The sequence below is a fragment of the Mycetocola spongiae genome, from assembly GCF_020424085.1.
In the GTDB taxonomy this organism is placed as follows: domain Bacteria; phylum Actinomycetota; class Actinomycetes; order Actinomycetales; family Microbacteriaceae; genus Mycetocola; species Mycetocola spongiae.
Map to the genome: position 1 here is coordinate 1,570,886 of NZ_CP080203.1, position 14,426 is coordinate 1,585,311.

Consider the following 14,426-nt stretch of genomic DNA (forward strand, 5'->3'; position numbering starts at 1 on the left):
ACACGCCCGTGATGGCGGTAAATTAACTCATTCGACAGGGTGTGCACGCGCGCCCCGCGCGGCGTCAGGCGAGGCGCTCGGCGATCAGCGGTTCCGCGCGATAATTGGTGCCCACGGGGGAAATATCCCAGGCATTCTGCAGGGCCTCAAGCGCCGCGGGGAAACGATCCTCCGAGCGCGCGGACAGCGTGAACAGGAGATCCCCCGTGCGCACGGCATCCCCGGGCTTGGCCGCGAGGTCGATTCCCACATCGTGCAGCACCGGATCCTGGGCGCGGGCCCGGCCCGCGCCCAGCCTCCACGCGGCCAGGCCAAAGGCCAGCGCGTCCTGGCGGGTGAGGATGCCATCGCGCGCCGCACGCACCTCGTGGCGCTCGGGCGCGCGGGCCAGCGGCGCATCGGGATCGCCGCCCTGCGCGCGCACCGCGCGCCGCCAGCGGTCCATCGCGCGGCCGTCATCCAGCGCGGCGGCCACGTCCTCGCCATCGCGCCCGGCCGCCGAGAGCATCTCCCGGGCCAGTTCCAGCACCAGCTCGCGCACATCCGCGGGGCCGCCCCCGGCCAGGACCTCCACCGCCTCGCGCACCTCATTGGCATTGCCGATGGCCAGGCCCAGCGGGGAGTCCATCCGGGTCAGTAGCGCGCGCGTGCTCACGCCCGCGTCGGTTCCCAGCTCCACCATCGTGCGGGCCAGCTCGCGCGCATCCGCGCGTCCCACCATAAACGCGCCCGCGCCAAATTTTACGTCGAGCACCAGTGCGCCGGTGCCCTCCGCGATCTTCTTGGACATGATGCTTGAGGCGATCAGCGGGATCGAGCGCACGGTTCCCGTGGCATCGCGCAGCCGGTAGAGCTCGCGATCGGCGGGGGCCAGCTCCGCGGTCGCGGCGCAGACCACGCCGCCAACCTCGCGCAGCGCCGCAAACATCTCCTCGCGGGTCAGATCCGCGCGCCAGCCGGGAATCGCTTCGAGCTTATCCAGGGTGCCGCCGGTATGCCCCAGGCCGCGGCCGGAGAGCTGGGGCACCGCCACGCCAAAGCTCGCCACGAGCGGCATCAGGGGCAGCGTGGTTTTATCGCCCACGCCGCCCGTGGAGTGTTTATCGGTGGTGGGTTTTCCGAGGCCGGAGAAGTCCAGCCGCTCCCCCGAGTCCACCATCGCGAGGGTCAGATCGCGGATCTCGCGGCGGTCGCAGCCGTTAAGCAGGATCGCCATCGCGAGCGCCGACATCTGTTCGGGTGCCACATAGCCGCGCGTGAACGCGTCCACGACCCAGCGAATCTGTTCGCCGGAGAGCACCCCGCCCTCGCGCTTTATGCCGATAATATCCACGGCCGCAAAGGGCTCGTTCCGGTTCTGCGACATGGGGTCCCCTCCCGAAGGTATTTAGAGTAGGTCGTTACGTCCCGAGATTTTCAGCGCGTCCACCACGCTTTTTACGCGCTGGGCATTCTCGCTTGTGGTCACCAGCAGGGCATCCTCGGTATCCACCACCACGATGTTTTTTACGCCGATCAGGCTGATCACGCGGCCGGTTTCGCTCACAACGATTCCGCTCGAGGAATCGGCCAGCACGCGGGCATTCTCGCCGAGGATCGCGAGGTCCCCGGAGTTGCCATTGGTATTCAGCTTCGCGAGCGAGGCAAAATCTCCCACATCGTCCCATTTAAACTCGCCGGGGATCACCGCGAGGCGGCCCGCGGCGGCGGCGGGCTCGGCCACCGAATAATCGATCGCGATCTTTTTGAGCGTGGGCCAGAGCCGGTCCACGGCGGGGCCCCGGGTAGCGGCATCGTCCCAGGCGGCCGCGAGCTCCAGGAGGGTATCGCGCAGCTCGGGCTGATTGCGGCCCAGTTCCTCCAGCAGCACATCCGCGCGGGTGATGAACATTCCGGCGTTCCAGAGGTAGCCGCCATCGCTCAGATAGCCCTGCGCGGTGGCCAGATCGGGCTTTTCCACAAAGCACTCCACGCCGAGGGCGCTGCCGGCGCCGGCGATATCCAGCGCCCCGGAGGACTTGATATAGCCAAAGCCCACGGCGGGTTCGGTGGGGGTGATACCGATCGTGGCGATGAAGCCGGCATCGGCGGCCAGCACGGCCTCGTTTACAGCGGCGCGGAACAGCCGGTCGCCCGAGATCACGTGGTCGGCGGCGAAGGAGCCGATGATCACATCGGGGTCGCGGCGCACGAGGATCGCGGCGGCCAGGCCGATGGCCACCGAGGAATCGCGCGGGTCTGCCTCGAGCACAATATTGCTATCGGCCAGCCCCGGGAGCTGCTTTTCCACGGCGGCGCGGTGCGCGCGGCCGGTGACCACCATGATTTTTTGGTCACCCGCGATCGGCGCGAGCCGATCCCAGGTGGCGCGCAGCAGGGTGCTGCCCGATCCGGTCAGGTCGTGCAAAAACTTGGGAGCGTCGGCCCGGGAGAGCGGCCACAGACGGGACCCCACTCCCCCGGCCGGAATAACGCTATAGAAACGATCTAGTGCGGATCTCATGGGCCCTAGCTTAACCGGCGGCCCGGGCAATCGCCGGAGCGGCGGGCCGCCCGGGGCCAAGAACACCCGTTTTCCGCGGAAATCCGGCCACGCAAAACCCGACAACTAAGGGTCGCCTTAGCTGTAACCGACGCACTGTCGGCCTACAATTAGGCACTAGCGCCTAAAAGACGCACGGCGGCCCGTGTGGCAGCCGTATTGAGGCTTCAAAAATGGGAGGGCCGTTCGTGTCAGTGCAGACTGCAGGGACTCCGCCGAAGGCAAATAAAAAGGCACCTCGACCCGCGGGTACTCTGTACCGGGGTCGCGAGGGAATGTGGTCGTGGGTACTGCACCGAATTACCGGTGTGGCTATCTTCTTCTTCCTCCTCGTACACGTGCTGGACACTGCCCTGGTGCGAGTATCGCCGGAGGCGTATAACGCCGTCATCGGAACGTATCAGACGCCGATCATGGGTCTGGGCGAGGTGGGCCTCGTGGGCGCCATCGTTTTCCACGCGTTTAACGGTATCCGCATCATCCTCGTGGACTTCTGGTCCAAGGGAACGCGCTATCAGAAGCTGATGTTCTGGGTCGTGATCGCCCTCTGGGTCATCACGATGCTCGCCTTTGTGCCGCGGCACCTGATCAACGTGTTCAGTCACTAGAACGGGGAGCTTCATTATGACTTCAACAGCACTCCAGGCCCCCCGCAGCGCGCGCGGCCGCTCCACCGGTGTTAACTGGGAAAAATGGGGCTGGCTCTATATGCGAGTCTCCGGCGTTATCCTCGTGGTCCTGATCTTCGGTCACCTCTTTGTGAACCTGTGGTCGGGCACCGGCGTCAGCGCCATCAACTTTGGTTTTGTGGCCGGTAAGTGGGCCGAGCCGTTCTGGCAGTGGTGGGATGTGGCCATGCTCTGGCTCGCCCTGATCCACGGCGGCAACGGCATGCGCACGATCGTGAACGACTACGCCCGGGGCAAGACCACGCGCGGCGTCCTCAAGGTGGCCATCCTGGCCGCCGTCGCCATCCTCATCATCCTGGGTACCCTCGTGGTATTCACGTTTGATCCCTGCCCGACCGGTGGCCCGGCCGAGCTTCTCCCGTCGTTCTGCAAATAGTTTCAACATTGGATACATCAGTGACTAACGAGAACTCAGACTCCACGATCATCGACGGTGTGCACTATCACCAGTTCGACATCGTCATCATCGGTGCCGGTGGCGCCGGTATGCGTGCCGCGATCGAGGCCGGTCCCGGCGCCAAGACCGCCGTTATCTCCAAGCTCTATCCCACGCGCTCCCACACCGGTGCGGCCCAGGGCGGCATGGCCGCCGCCCTCGCCAACGTCGAGGAGGACTCCTGGGAGTGGCACACGTTTGACACCGTGAAGGGTGGCGACTACCTGGTAGACCAGGATGCCGCCGAGATCCTCGCGAAGGAGGCCATCGACGCGGTCATCGACCTCGAAAACATGGGCCTTCCGTTCAACCGTACGCCCGAGGGCAAGATCGATCAGCGCCGCTTCGGTGGCCATACCCGCGATCACGGTAAGGCCCCGGTTCGCCGCGCCTGCTATGCCGCCGACCGCACCGGGCACATGATCCTGCAGACGCTGTATCAGAACTGCGTGAAGCACGGCATCAACTTCTTTAACGAGTTCTATGTGCTGGACCTGATCATGACCGAGGTGGACGGCGTTAAGCAGCCCTCCGGCGTTGTGGCCTATGACCTGTCCACGGGTGAGCTGCACGTCTTCCAGGCCAAGGCGATGATCTTCGCCACCGGTGGTTTTGGAAAGATCTATAAGACCACCTCCAACGCCCACACCCTCACGGGTGACGGCGTGGGAATCATCTGGCGCAAGGGCCTCCCGCTGGAGGACATGGAGTTCTTCCAGTTCCACCCGACCGGCCTGGCCGGCCTGGGAATCCTCCTCACCGAGGGTGCCCGCGGCGAGGGAGCCATCCTGCGTAATGCCTCGGGTGAGCGCTTCATGGAGCGCTATGCCCCCACCATTAAGGACCTCGCACCGCGCGATATCGTCGCACGCTGCATGGTTCAGGAGGTGGCCGAGGGCCGCGGCGCCGGACCCCATAAGGACTATGTCTACCTGGACTGCACACACCTCGGTGCCGAGGTGCTGGAGACCAAGCTGCCCGATATCACCGAGTTTGCGCGCACCTATCTGGGCGTGGACCCCGTGGTTGAGCCCGTCCCCGTGATGCCCACCGCTCATTATGCGATGGGTGGCATCCCGACCAACGTGAACGCCGAGGTCCTGCGCGATAACACCACCGTCATCCCCGGCCTCTATGCCGCGGGTGAGTGTGCGTGTGTCTCGGTGCACGGCTCCAACCGCCTGGGCACCAACTCGCTGCTGGATATCAACGTTTTTGGTAAGCGCGCCGGCAATAACGCCGTCGAGTATGTCAAGACCGCCGAGTTTGTCCCGCTGCCCGAGGATCCCGCCAAGGAGGTGCGCGAGCTCATCGAGCACGTGCGCAGCAACGACGGCTCCGAGCGCATCGCCGACCTGCGTCGCGAGCTCCAGGAGCACATGGACCGCAGCGCACAGGTATTCCGTACCGATGAGTCGCTGGCCGAGGTCACGCAGACCATCCACACGCTGCGCGAGCGCTATAAAAACATCGGTGTGCAGGATAAGGGCAAGCGGTTTAACACCGACCTGCTTGAGGCCATCGAGCTCGGCTTCCTGCTGGACCTCGCCGAGGTTGTTGTCTTCTCCGCCCGGAACCGTAAGGAGAGCCGCGGCGGCCACATGCGCGACGACTATCCGAACCGTGACGACGAAAACTATATGAAGCACACCATGGCGTATCTCACGGGTGACCCGCACTCCGCCGACGCCGGTGACCACATCACGCTGGACTGGAAGCCCGTGGTTGTCACGCGTTACCAGCCCATGGAGAGGAAGTACTAATCATGGCTACCGCTGCCTCCGCCGTCGCCACCCCGGATTCCGACGCGATTCCGTCCTTCACCGTGACCCTCATCATCCGCCGGTTCAACCCCGAGGTGGACGATGAGCCGCGCTGGGAGGACTTCGATGTGGAGCTCTACGGCACCGACCGGGTGCTCGACGCGCTGCATAAGATCAAGTGGGAGCAGGACGGCACGCTCACGTTCCGTCGCTCCTGCGCCCACGGCATCTGTGGTTCGGATGCCATGCGCATCAACGGCCGCAACCGCCTGGCCTGCAAGACGCTGATCAAGGACCTCGATATTTCGAAGCCGATCTATGTTGAGGCCATTAAGGGTCTGCCCCTCGAGAAGGACCTGATCGTGGACATGGAGCCGTTCTTCGAGTCCTTCCGCGAGGTTCAGCCGTTCCTGCAGGCCTCCTCGGCCCCGGGTGCGGGCAAGGAGCGCGTGCAGTCGGTGGCCGACCGCGCCCGCTTCGACGACACCACCAAGTGCATCCTGTGCGCAGCGTGTACCTCGTCCTGCCCCGTGTTCTGGACCGATGGCCAGTACTTCGGCCCGGCCGCAATTGTCAACGCCCACCGCTTCATCTTTGATAGCCGCGACGACCAGGCCAAGGTGCGCCTGGACATCCTCAACGATAAGGAGGGTGTGTGGCGCTGCCGCACCACCTTCAACTGCTCCGAGGCCTGCCCCCGTGGCATCCAGGTCACGCAGGCGATCGCCGAGGTCAAGTCGGCAATCATGCGCGGCAAGCCCTAACGCTCGCCGTCTCGACGCCCGTTTCCCCGCGAAGTTTTGCGGGGAGGCGGGCGTTTTGCGTGCCGCGGGTACGCCGCGGGTCGGCGCCGACCCGAGCCTGAAGATTTTCTGGGAACTTTTTCAGGAAACCTCCGCTAATATCGGTCCCATAATGGATGATATTCCTTCTCATAGTCCCAGGCTCCTTCCGCCCCTGACCGCGCATGCGGCCACCGCCCGGAAGGAGCGCCTCCCCCATGAATGAGTGGCTCCTCGTAGCGATCGGCCTCGTGCTGACCGCCGGAACCGGAATGTTTGTGGCCAGCGAGTTTGCGCTCGTCAACCTCGACCGGCACGAACTTGAGGCCCGGCAGGCCCGCGGCGAAAAACGCCTGGGCCCCACCATCAAGGCCCTGAAGATCACGTCCACGCACCTCTCCGGCGCGCAGCTCGGGATCACCCTCACCACGCTGCTGACCGGCTATACATTTGAACCGGCCGTGAGCTCCCTCCTGCGCGGCCCCCTCGAATCCGCCGGGCTTCCCGCGGGCCTCGTGCCCGGAGTGGGCTCGGTCGTGGGTATCCTGCTCGCCACGTTCTTCTCGATGGTGATCGGCGAGCTGGTTCCCAAAAACTTCGCCCTCGCCCTGCCCCTCGCCACCGCAAAATTTGTGGTGCCGTTCCAGGCGGCATTCACCACGGTCTTTGGCCCCGTGATCCGACTGTTTAACAACACCGCAAATGCGCTGATTCGCGCCGTGGGCATAGAGCCACGCGAGGAGCTCTCCGGGGCCCGCAGCGCCGAGGAACTCACCTCGCTTGTGCGCCGCTCGGCCCTCGAGGGAATCCTCGACCGGGATCATGCCGAGCTGCTGCATCGCACGCTGCGCTTCTCCGATCGCAGCGCCGCGGATGTGCTGACCCCGCGCGTGCGGGTGGCAACCGTGCCGCACACCGCAAACGCCCACGAGATCCTGGCGGCCGCCGTGGCCACCGGGTACTCGCGCTTCCCGGTGATCGGGCGCGATACCGATGACATCCTCGGGGTCGTGCACGTCAAGCATGCATTTGCCGTCCCCCTGGCCGAGGCCGCGGCCGTGGATGCCGCGAGCCTGATGGTGCCCGCGCTGCGCGTGCCCGAGTCGATGGGCGTGGATACGCTCCTGGGCCTGCTGCGCCAGCAGGGTCTTCAGATCGCGGTGGTCTCCGATGAGCACGGCGGCACCGCCGGAATCGTGACCCTGGAAGATCTGGTGGAGGAGATCGTGGGCGAGCTGGAGGATGAGCATGACCGCGCCCGCATCGATATCGTGCGCAGCTCCGGCACCGTAGTTTTTGATGCCTCGCTTCGTCCCGATGAGCTGGCCGAACGCGCGGGTATCCGCGTGCCCGCCCACGGCGATTATGACACGATGGCCGGCTTTGTGACCGACCGCCTGGACCGCATTCCCGCGGTGGGCGAGGAGGTCGCCATCGACGGCGGAATGCTGCGCGTGGAGCGCGTGGAGGGCACCCATGTGGAGCGGATCCGCTTTATCCCCGCCCCGATCCCCGCCGTAACCCCCGAGAAGGGTCGCACCCGATGAGCGAGTATCTGCCCGGAATCATCTGGCTTTTTGTCCTGCTGATCGTTAACGCCTTTTTTGTGGGCGCCGAGTTTGCGGTGATCTCCGCGCGCCGCTCGCAGATCGAACCGCGCGCCGAGGCGGGCAGCCGCGCCGCGCAGACCACGCTCTGGGCGATGGAAAATGCCACCCTGATGCTGGCCACAAGCCAGCTGGGTATTACCGTCTGCTCGCTCGTGATCCTGAATGTGTCCGAGCCGGCGATCCATCACCTGCTGGAGATTCCGCTGGGCTTCACCACGCTCTCGGGGGAGGCCATCGGGGTGATCGCGTTTATCGTGGCGCTGCTCTTGGTGACCTTCCTGCACGTGGTGCTGGGCGAGATGGTACCCAAAAATATCTCCTTCTCGGTGCCCACCCGGGCCGCCCTGATCCTCGCCCCGCCGCTGGTGCTGGTCTCCAAGATCGTGCGACCGATCATCTGGACGCTGAATACCATCGCCAACGGGGTGCTGCGCCTGTTCCGGGTGCAACCCAAGGATGGCGCCACGAGCGCCTATACGCTGGATGAGGTGGCCACCATCGTGGAGCAGTCCACGCGCGAGGGTGTGCTGGTGGATTCCACGGGCGCACTCGGCGCCGCATTTGAGTTCACCAGCAAGCGCGTGGCCGAGGTGGAGGTGCCCATCTCCCAGATGGTCCTGCTGCCCGAAAACGCCTCGCCGGCCGATATCCAGGCGGCCGTGGCCGAGCACGGATTCTCGCGTTATATCCTCACCGATACCGCGGGCGTGCCCTCGGGCTATCTGCACCTGAAGGATGTCCTCACCCTGACCGAGCCGGAACGCTTTAAGCTGCCGGTCCCGGCCAAGCGTATCCGCCGCCTGGCCGCGGTATTCCGCGAGAGCGAGCTCGAGGATGCACTCGCGTCGATGCGCCGCACGGGCACCCACGTGGCCCGGGTCCTGGATGCCGCGGGCGAGACCACGGGGGTGCTATTTCTTGAGGATATTATCGAGGAGCTGGTGGGCGAGGTGGAGGACGCCACCCGGCTCTAGGCCCGCGACTTAAAACACCGCCGCCCGGGGTGGGACAGAATGCTGTCCCACCCCGGGCGGCGGTGTTATGGTGCCGGGTTACTACTTGGTGTTATAAAACACGTCATCGGCGAAGATTCCGGGGGATACGCGCAGGGCACCCTCGGCTCCGGCCGGCAGGCTGATCACAATATTTCCGGTGGTACCGGCGCCTGCGAACAGCTCACCCGTGCCCAGCGCGGGGGCGGGTGCCTCGGGCAGGAATACGGAGGCGTCATATACGGTGCCATCGGTGGTGACAAACGAGAACGGAACCAGCAGCACGCTCGAGGAGCCCTCGCCGGTATAGGCCAGGGATACGTTCAGCAGGCCATAAACCATGCCGGCCTCGGGCTCGCTATTGATGGGGCTTGCGGCCATCACATCGGCGGTGGCATCGGGCGTGAAGGAGTTGATCGTCACGGTCCAGTCCTTGCCGGCAACCTCGGTACCGAGGGCCAGCGGGTTTTCGCGGGTTCCGGCATCGCCCGAACCGGTGGTTCCGGCGTTCTCGTCCACGGCCACCTGGGTCTGCTGGGCGAGCTCGCCCACCGAGCTCACCACGGCACCGGCAACGATGGTGGCGAGGATCGTCACGATCACCGAGACGATCAGGCCGACTCCACCGAGGATGGTACCGGTCAGGGCAAAGCCCTTGGGCTGCTTCTTCACAAGCGCGATGATTCCGAGGACCACGGCCACGGCTCCCACGATGATTCCCGCGATCGGGACAAGGCCCAGCAGGAACGCCACGATGCCCACCACGAGGGCGGCAATCGCGAGCCCCTTGGCCTGGTTCGGGACGGTGCCCGGAGCATAATTGGGGGCTACCGGGGGTGCATAATACGGTTCATTATTAGTCATTATGGGTTTTATGCTAATGGGCTTTAAATTCACAGCAGACTCCAAGCACGACCGCCACCCATAATTCACGTAACTTGTTATGTATTTGTGACCCGCGCCGCCCGGCGGCCCCCGCGACGGATCCCGATAAACTGGGGGCCGGTCGCATCCGGCGTCCGTTTTACCTCGGAGCCGATTCCCGTGACCGCACGCACAGAGCGCACCCGACTCATCCCCACCCTGCTCTCCCTGAGCCTGCTCGCCTGGCTCATCCTGGCCCTCTGGGTCCCGGGCCCGGTGCGCATCCAGTTTGGCTCCGACCGTCCCGGCATCCCCACCCATGCGCCCACCTGGCTGATCGCGGTGTTTATCCTCCTCGTCTCGGCGGTCACCGTCTGGTCCTTCCGCAGCGGCCATGCCCGTAAATCCCTGCGCGAGCGCCGCGGAGATCTGGCCGCACTGCTGGTCGCCCTGAATCTTTTTGGCATCGTTTTGGTGCTTGTGGGCGGGGTCGCCGCCGATGTGGAACCGGGCTGGATTCCGCTCCTCTCGGCCATTGCCGCCACCGTTCCCGGCTATTTTGGCACCCACGGCGTGCTCCGCCGGCTCGACGCAAGAGAGTAGCCCGGGCCCGCGCGGGCACCAACCTCGCGGATTGCGCGCCACCGCCCCGCGACGTATAGTCAGCGTATGCTGACCATTCCCGCCCGCCTGGACGTTATGAACCGCCTCGGCCGCGCCCTCTCCGATCCCACGCGCTCCCGCATCCTGCTGGCGCTCCTCGACGCCCCCGGCTATCCCGGGGCGCTCGCACGGGACCTCGGGCTGACCCGGAGCAATGTCTCCAATCACCTGGCCTGCCTGCGCGGCTGCGGCATCATCGTGGCCGTTCCCGAGGGACGCAGCACCCGCTATGAGATCGCCGATGGCCACCTCACGCGCGCCCTCTCCCTCCTGATGGACGTGGTTCTTGCCGTGGATGAGGGCACCGTCTGCACCCGGCCCGAGTGCCTCCCCTCCGAGTGCTGCGCCGCGCCGAACACGGCCCCCGAGGAACGATGAGCGAGGAGTGCTGCGGCACCTCCCCCGCGGAGAGCGCCGACCGGGAGGAGCCGCGATCCACCCCCTGGTGGCGCGATCGGGCACTTCTGCTCCCCGCGCTCTCCGGGCTTCTCCTGGCGCTGGGTTATGGCCTCGCCCCGGCCCCGGCGGCGGCCGCCGCGGTCTGGGTCCTGGCCCTGATCGCCGGGGGCAGCACGTTTATCCCCGGCGCGATCCGGGGCCTCCTGCGCCGCAAGATCGGCGTGGGCCTGCTGATGACCATCGCCGCCGCGGGGGCACTCGCGCTGGGCCATCCCGGGGAGGCCGCGGCCCTGGCCTTCCTCTTTTCGCTCGCGGAGGCCCTCGAGGAACGCGCATTCTCGCGCGCGCAGGGTGGGCTGCGCGCGCTCCTGGCGCTCATTCCCGATCGCAGCCGGGTGCTGCGTGATGGCCGCGAGCTCGCGGTCGCGAGCGCCGAGGTGCGGGTGGGTGATCTGCTCCGGGTGCGCCCGGGCGAGAGGGTCTCCACCGATGGCATCCTGCGCGGGGAATCGGCCACCCTGGATATCTCGGCGGTCACGGGGGAATCGCTACCGCGCGAGGTGGGCGCGGGCGATACCGTGCCCGCGGGGTCGATCGCATGGGGAACTCCGCTCCTGGTGGAGGCCACCGCCGCGGGAAGCGATAACTCGCTGACCCGCATCGTGGAGCTGGTGCAGGGCGCGCAGGAGCGCCGAGGCACCCGGGCACGCCTCGCGGATCGGATCGCACGCCCCCTGGTCCCGGCCGTGCTCCTCGCGGCACTCGCCGTATTCCTCTGGGGGCTGCTGAGCGGCGATCCGGGCACCTGGACCGAGCGGGCCCTCGTGGTGCTGGTCGCCGCCTCGCCCTGCGCGCTTGCCCTCGCCGTCCCGGTCACGGTGATCTCGGTGATCGGCGGGGCCAGCCGCATGGGCCTGGTGATCTCCTCGGGGCGGGCCTGCGAGACGCTCGGGGCCGTGAACCGGGTGGCGCTGGATAAAACCGGCACCCTCACGCGCAACCGGCCGCGCGTGGTGGAGGTGGTCACCGCCGGGGGCGTCTGCGCGGATCGGCTCCTGTCCGCGGCCGCCGCGCTCGAGGCGGAGAGCACCCATCCGCTGGCCGCGGCTGTCCTCGAACGGGCCGGCCGGGAGGCCGCGGGCGGCCCGGAATCCCCGACCGCGCGCGGGGTACACGAATACCCGGGCCGCGGTCTCACGGGCATCGTGGGCGAAGACGAGGTGCGCCTCGGCAGCCCGCGCTGGGTGCCGCCCCGCGGCCTCGGAGCCGCTGCCTCCCGGCTGGAGGACGCCGGATGCACGGTGATCGTGGTGGAGATCGGGGGCGCGGTTGCGGGCCTGCTGGGCCTGCGCGATGAACCCCGCGCGGAGGCCGCGGAGGCAGTGGCCGCGCTGCGGGCGCGGGGCAGCAGCGTGCTGATGCTCACCGGGGATAATGCCCGCACGGCCCGCGCCCTCGGCGATGCGCTCGGGATCACCGATATTCGCGCGGAGCTTCTCCCCGAGGATAAGGCCGCGGCGGTCCGCGAGGCCCCGCCCGGATCCGTCACCGCGATGATCGGCGATGGCATTAACGACGCACCCGCGCTGGCCCTCGCCGATGTGGGCATCGCGATGGGCGCGGGCGGCTCCGCGGCGGCGATCGAATCCGCCGAGGTGGTCTTCACGGGCTCGGACCTGCGGCTGCTGATCCGCGGCCTGGATCACGCCCGTCGCGGCCGTCGCATCATGACCCAGAATATTCTGCTCTCGCTCGCGATCATCCTGGTCCTGGTGCCGCTCGCGTTCCTCGGGATCTTGGGCCTCACCCAGGTGGTCCTGATTCACGAGCTCGCCGAGGTGGCGATCATCGCCAACGGGCTGCGTGCGGCCCGGCTCCCCCGCGATCCCACGCGGCCCGAGCGCCATCTCCCGGCGCAAAACCCGCCGCGGGATGCCGCCTAGCTTTCGAGCATCACGGCACGGGCCTCGCCCGCGGTGGAGGCGGCGAGCGCGCGGACGGCGAGCGCGCGGGCGTGTTCCAGGGTGTGCTGGCGCAGCTCGGTGCGCACATCGGCCATCGCCTCGGGGGTCATCGAGAGGCTCGTCACGCCCAGGCCCACGAGGATCACGGCGAGCAGCGGATCGGCCGCGGCCTCCCCGCAGACCCCCACCGAACGACCGGACTGGGCCCCCGCATCGCCGAGCATCTTGATCAGGCGCAGCACGGCGGGATGCCACGGGTCCTGATAGTGCGCCACGGTGCCCAGGAGCCGATCGGCCGCGAGCGTATACTGCGTGAGGTCATTGGTGCCGATGGACACAAAATCGGCGATGCCGAGGATCTGCGCGGCCAGCAGCGCGGAGGAGGGCACCTCCGCCATCACCCCGGCCACGGGCAGATCGTATTCGCGCGCGAGCGTCACAAAATAGGCGGTCTCGGCGGCATCGGCAATCATGGGGGCCATGACCCAGAGCTCGGCCGAGGACTCGGCCGCGGCCAGGGCAAGCGCCGCGAGCTGATCGCGCAGGATCTGCTCGTTATCCCGCATTGCACGGATCCCGCGCAGGCCCAGTGCGGGATTGGTCTCGGGGCCGCCACGCAGGAAGGGCAGCGGCTTATCGGCCCCGGCATCCAGCGTGCGCACCACAACCTTTTGCCCGGGGAAGGCGCGCAGCAGGCGCGCATAGTGTTCGTGCTGCCGTTCGCGGCTGGGCGCGACCTCGGAGCCCAAAAAGAGGAACTCGGTGCGGAACAGGCCTACCCCCTCGGCCCCCAGCTCGCGAGCGCGCTCGGCGTCCTCCACGCGCTCCAGGTTGGCCAGCAGCGGAATCGCCACGTCATCGGCGAGGCAGCCCGGGCCAATCGGCACCTTCAGCCGCCTCCGGTTGAGGCGACGCTGGGCCGCCTCGATGGCCTTCTCGCTGGGGTTGGTGGTGACAACTCCCTCGCCGGCATCCACCAGCACCCGCACACCATCGTCGAGATCGGCGGCCCCCGCCACGCCCACCACGGCCACGATGGACTTGGAGCGGGCCAGAATGGCGGTATGCGAGGTGGGGCCGCCGCCCGCGGTGATCAGCCCCAGAACCTTGGTGAGGTCCAGATCGGCGGTATCGGCCACGGCCAGGTCGCGCGCAACGAGGATAAACGGATAGTCCACCTGCGGCACCTCGGGCATGGGCACCCCGCGGACGTGGGCGATCGCGCGCTGGGAGAGATCCCCCAGGTCGCTCGCCCGCTCGGCCATATAGCCGCCCATGGACAGCAGCATCTGTTGGAACGTATTAAAGGCCTCAAATACGGCCCTTTCGGCCGTTTTGGAGGCATCGATGCGCGCCCGGACATCCTCCAGCAGGGTGGGGTCCTGGGCCATCAGCGCCTGGGCCTCCAGGACATCCTTGCCCTCCCCGCCGAGCCGATCGGCCCGCTCGGTGAGGTCCAGGGCCGTGGCCCTGAGCGCGGCCGCGGCCCGCTCGTATTCCTCATCGGCGCTCACGGTGCGCGGACTATCGGAGGGTTCGGGCAGGGGTTCGGGCATGCGCAGAACGGGTCCGGTGACCACACCGCGCCCCACACCCACACCCTGTAACCGCATCCGAACTCCTCCCGCGGGAAACTCCGCGTGTCCTCAGACTATGCCCGGTCTTGATTCCCGATGCAAACGTGTCGGGCAATTCATCCTCGCGCTGCCCGCGCGCGGGGTA

13 protein-coding genes are annotated in these 14,426 nt (G+C 67.1%); 9 read left to right on the forward strand and 4 right to left on the reverse strand.

Annotation, left to right across the window (positions count from 1 at the left end; genetic code table 11):
• Window positions 1-64: 64 nt before the first annotated feature.
• Complete coding sequence (locus KXZ72_RS07085) at window positions 65-1,366, reverse strand: thymidine phosphorylase (RefSeq protein ID WP_226083327.1); 1,302 nt, start codon at window positions 1,364-1,366, stop codon at window positions 65-67.
• Window positions 1,367-1,387: 21 nt separating this feature from the next.
• Window positions 1,388-2,503 (reverse strand): mannose-1-phosphate guanylyltransferase, encoded by a 1,116-nt coding sequence (locus KXZ72_RS07090; protein WP_226083328.1) that lies wholly within the window; start codon window positions 2,501-2,503, stop codon window positions 1,388-1,390.
• A gap of 314 nt (window positions 2,504-2,817) precedes the next feature.
• On the opposite strand from KXZ72_RS07090, the gene sdhC reads away from it, so the two are divergent.
• The 6 genes from sdhC to KXZ72_RS07120 all read left to right on the forward strand — a co-directional run bounded on the left by sdhC (window position 2,818) and on the right by KXZ72_RS07120 (window position 8,796).
• Window positions 2,818-3,150, forward strand: coding sequence for a succinate dehydrogenase, cytochrome b556 subunit (sdhC, locus tag KXZ72_RS07095; RefSeq protein WP_264159488.1), 333 nt, complete (start codon window positions 2,818-2,820; stop codon window positions 3,148-3,150).
• Window positions 3,151-3,166: 16 nt separating this feature from the next.
• Window positions 3,167-3,607 (forward strand): succinate dehydrogenase hydrophobic membrane anchor subunit, encoded by a 441-nt coding sequence (locus KXZ72_RS07100; RefSeq protein WP_226083330.1) that lies wholly within the window; start codon window positions 3,167-3,169, stop codon window positions 3,605-3,607.
• A 20-nt stretch (window positions 3,608-3,627) separates the two neighbouring features.
• Window positions 3,628-5,430 (forward strand): succinate dehydrogenase flavoprotein subunit, encoded by a 1,803-nt coding sequence (gene sdhA, locus KXZ72_RS07105; protein WP_226083331.1) that lies wholly within the window; start codon window positions 3,628-3,630, stop codon window positions 5,428-5,430.
• 2 nt (window positions 5,431-5,432) lie between these two features.
• On the forward strand, window positions 5,433-6,194 hold the full coding sequence (locus tag KXZ72_RS07110) for a succinate dehydrogenase iron-sulfur subunit (protein ID WP_226083332.1): 762 nt from the start codon (window positions 5,433-5,435) through the stop codon (window positions 6,192-6,194).
• Window positions 6,195-6,430: 236 nt separating this feature from the next.
• On the forward strand, window positions 6,431-7,759 hold the full coding sequence (locus tag KXZ72_RS07115) for a hemolysin family protein (protein ID WP_226083333.1): 1,329 nt from the start codon (window positions 6,431-6,433) through the stop codon (window positions 7,757-7,759).
• The gene (locus KXZ72_RS07120) at window positions 7,756-8,796 is read left to right on the forward strand and encodes a hemolysin family protein (RefSeq protein ID WP_226083334.1); all 1,041 of its coding nucleotides are present in this window, start codon (window positions 7,756-7,758) and stop codon (window positions 8,794-8,796) included. The genes KXZ72_RS07115 and KXZ72_RS07120 overlap by 4 nt, the downstream gene beginning before the upstream one ends.
• Window positions 8,797-8,877: 81 nt before the next feature.
• On the opposite strand, the gene KXZ72_RS07125 is transcribed toward KXZ72_RS07120, so the two are convergent.
• Window positions 8,878-9,678, reverse strand: a complete 801-nt coding sequence (locus KXZ72_RS07125; protein ID WP_226083335.1) for a DUF4190 domain-containing protein — start codon at window positions 9,676-9,678, stop codon at window positions 8,878-8,880.
• Window positions 9,679-9,858: 180 nt separating this feature from the next.
• Between KXZ72_RS07125 and KXZ72_RS07130 the strand changes: the two genes are divergently transcribed.
• From KXZ72_RS07130 to KXZ72_RS07140, 3 genes are all read left to right on the forward strand, one after another.
• A complete protein-coding gene (locus KXZ72_RS07130; RefSeq protein ID WP_226083337.1) occupies window positions 9,859-10,281 on the forward strand; it encodes a hypothetical protein in 423 nt (140 codons plus the stop codon).
• A 66-nt stretch (window positions 10,282-10,347) separates the two neighbouring features.
• Entirely contained in the window at window positions 10,348-10,719 is a 372-nt protein-coding gene (gene cmtR / locus KXZ72_RS07135) for a Cd(II)/Pb(II)-sensing metalloregulatory transcriptional regulator CmtR (RefSeq protein ID WP_226083338.1), read from the forward strand.
• Window positions 10,716-12,683, forward strand: coding sequence for a heavy metal translocating P-type ATPase (locus KXZ72_RS07140; RefSeq protein ID WP_226083340.1), 1,968 nt, complete (start codon window positions 10,716-10,718; stop codon window positions 12,681-12,683). The genes cmtR and KXZ72_RS07140 overlap by 4 nt, the downstream gene beginning before the upstream one ends.
• On the opposite strand, the gene ptsP is transcribed toward KXZ72_RS07140, so the two are convergent.
• The gene (gene ptsP / locus KXZ72_RS07145) at window positions 12,680-14,317 is read right to left on the reverse strand and encodes a phosphoenolpyruvate--protein phosphotransferase (protein ID WP_226083343.1); all 1,638 of its coding nucleotides are present in this window, start codon (window positions 14,315-14,317) and stop codon (window positions 12,680-12,682) included. The two genes, KXZ72_RS07140 and ptsP, sit on opposite strands and share 4 nt — an antisense overlap.
• Between the last annotated feature and the right edge of the window lie 109 nt (window positions 14,318-14,426).

What these genes read in the sequence shown, in the direction of transcription:
- KXZ72_RS07110 (WP_226083332.1), top strand. Translation starts at nt 5,433, where the DNA reads ATGGCTACCGCTGCCTCCGCCGTCGCCACCCCGGATTCCGACGCGATT.
- KXZ72_RS07085 (WP_226083327.1), bottom strand. Translation starts at nt 1,366, where the DNA reads ATGTCGCAGAACCGGAACGAGCCCTTTGCGGCCGTGGATATTATCGGC.
- KXZ72_RS07100 (WP_226083330.1), top strand. Translation starts at nt 3,167, where the DNA reads ATGACTTCAACAGCACTCCAGGCCCCCCGCAGCGCGCGCGGCCGCTCC.
- cmtR (WP_226083338.1), top strand. Translation starts at nt 10,348, where the DNA reads ATGCTGACCATTCCCGCCCGCCTGGACGTTATGAACCGCCTCGGCCGC.
- KXZ72_RS07115 (WP_226083333.1), top strand. Translation starts at nt 6,431, where the DNA reads ATGAATGAGTGGCTCCTCGTAGCGATCGGCCTCGTGCTGACCGCCGGA.
- KXZ72_RS07120 (WP_226083334.1), top strand. Translation starts at nt 7,756, where the DNA reads ATGAGCGAGTATCTGCCCGGAATCATCTGGCTTTTTGTCCTGCTGATC.
- KXZ72_RS07125 (WP_226083335.1), bottom strand. Translation starts at nt 9,678, where the DNA reads ATGACTAATAATGAACCGTATTATGCACCCCCGGTAGCCCCCAATTAT.
- KXZ72_RS07090 (WP_226083328.1), bottom strand. Translation starts at nt 2,503, where the DNA reads ATGAGATCCGCACTAGATCGTTTCTATAGCGTTATTCCGGCCGGGGGA.
- KXZ72_RS07140 (WP_226083340.1), top strand. Translation starts at nt 10,716, where the DNA reads ATGAGCGAGGAGTGCTGCGGCACCTCCCCCGCGGAGAGCGCCGACCGG.
- sdhC (WP_264159488.1), top strand. Translation starts at nt 2,818, where the DNA reads ATGTGGTCGTGGGTACTGCACCGAATTACCGGTGTGGCTATCTTCTTC.
- ptsP (WP_226083343.1), bottom strand. Translation starts at nt 14,317, where the DNA reads ATGCGGTTACAGGGTGTGGGTGTGGGGCGCGGTGTGGTCACCGGACCC.